This is a genomic window from Oleiphilus sp. HI0079, from assembly GCF_001635105.1.
Genome location: NZ_LWFT01000583.1, coordinates 1 through 1334, shown reverse-complemented (window position 1 = coordinate 1334; position 1334 = coordinate 1). Strand labels below are relative to the sequence as shown.

Annotated in this window: 1 protein-coding gene and 1 pseudogene; both read right to left on the bottom strand. The window is 51.1% G+C overall.

The annotated features are described in order from the left end of the window. On the bottom strand, nucleotides 1–567 hold a 567-nt coding region (gene miaA, locus A3750_RS09840), incomplete at its 3' end, for a tRNA (adenosine(37)-N6)-dimethylallyltransferase MiaA (protein WP_082873251.1). Between the two features lie 53 nt (nucleotides 568–620). Beyond that, nucleotides 621–1334 (bottom strand): annotated as a pseudogene (gene mutL / locus A3750_RS09835) (DNA mismatch repair protein MutL); the annotation flags it as partial.

Genomic DNA, 1334 nt, shown 5'->3' with positions numbered 1-1334 from the left:
CAGACCTGCGCCAAGCGCATTCGCCTCACCTGAGTTATGAGACCGTTGCATCCGCCAATAATCTGTCAAAGTCCTACCACTTACACGGTAAACTTCGAACGCGCGTTGCAATCGCTGAGTATCTGAAGGCTTAATTCGCTCTGCCGACTCCGGATCAATATCTTTTAGCAAGCTGTGGATGTGCGCCCACCCCTTTTCCTCAGCAAGCCGATTAATCTCTTTTCGAACACCTTCATCCGCTGACGGCATCGCTGCAATTCCGTCACGTAGCACGCGAAAGTACATCATCGTGCCGCCAACCAACAACGGTATCCTGCCTTTTTCGCTGATCTTGCGCATCTCACTCAACGCATCTTCATAAAACCGCGCTACAGAATATGACTCAATTGGGTCGAGAATATCAATCAGCCTGTGTGGCGCCTCAAGCAATTCCTCAGCGGTTGGCTTGGCAGTACCAATATTCATGTCACGATAGATCAGCGCAGAGTCCACACTAACAATATCAACCGGCAAATGTTTGCAAAGCGAAATGGCTAAATCGGTCTTACCAGATGCAGTCGGCCCCATCAGACAAATCGCAGGAGGTAACGATTCTAACGCTACGCCATTGCCAACCAACGCTATCGACCTCGCAAAAAGAGCTTATCAAGCTCAGGCATTGATAACGCAGTCCAAGTAGGTCGTCCGTGATTACACTGCCCGCTTCGCTCTGTCTCCTCCATGTCTCTCAGCAAGGCATTCATCTCAGCTTGCGTCAGCACTCGATTTGCTCTTACCGAACCATGACATGCCATGGTTCCCATCAACTCGTTCGCTTTTGCTTCAAGCTGATCTGAATAGCCACTACCCAACATATCACTGAGCACATCTCTCACCAGCTGGACAACGTCCACCTTTTGCAGAATAACTGGCACCTCTCGAACTATCAGTGCCTCTGGGCCGCTCCGCTCGACTAACAAGCCAAACTTGCGAAGCTCATCTGAGCACTCTTCAGCCACATCAGCCTCCCTAGAGCTCACCGCCAAAGAAATAGGTACTAACAGCGGTTGAGCCTGAATACCGGCACCGTAAAAGTCGGCTTTCATTTGCTCGTAAGTAATACGCTCATGCGCTGCGTGCATATCTACGATGATCAGACCAGAGGCATTTTGCGCAAGGATATAGATACCGTGCAGCTGAGCTACGGCAAACCCCAAAGGATATTCCTCAGCGCCGCCCTGACTTGCCCCGTCCTGCAGAGTATTCTGACCCACAACGGATTGACGGAAGGCGCTACTCTGCGCAACGCCAGAATCTGCATAACCGGCTTCTGCCACCGAATTCGAAGCGGCACT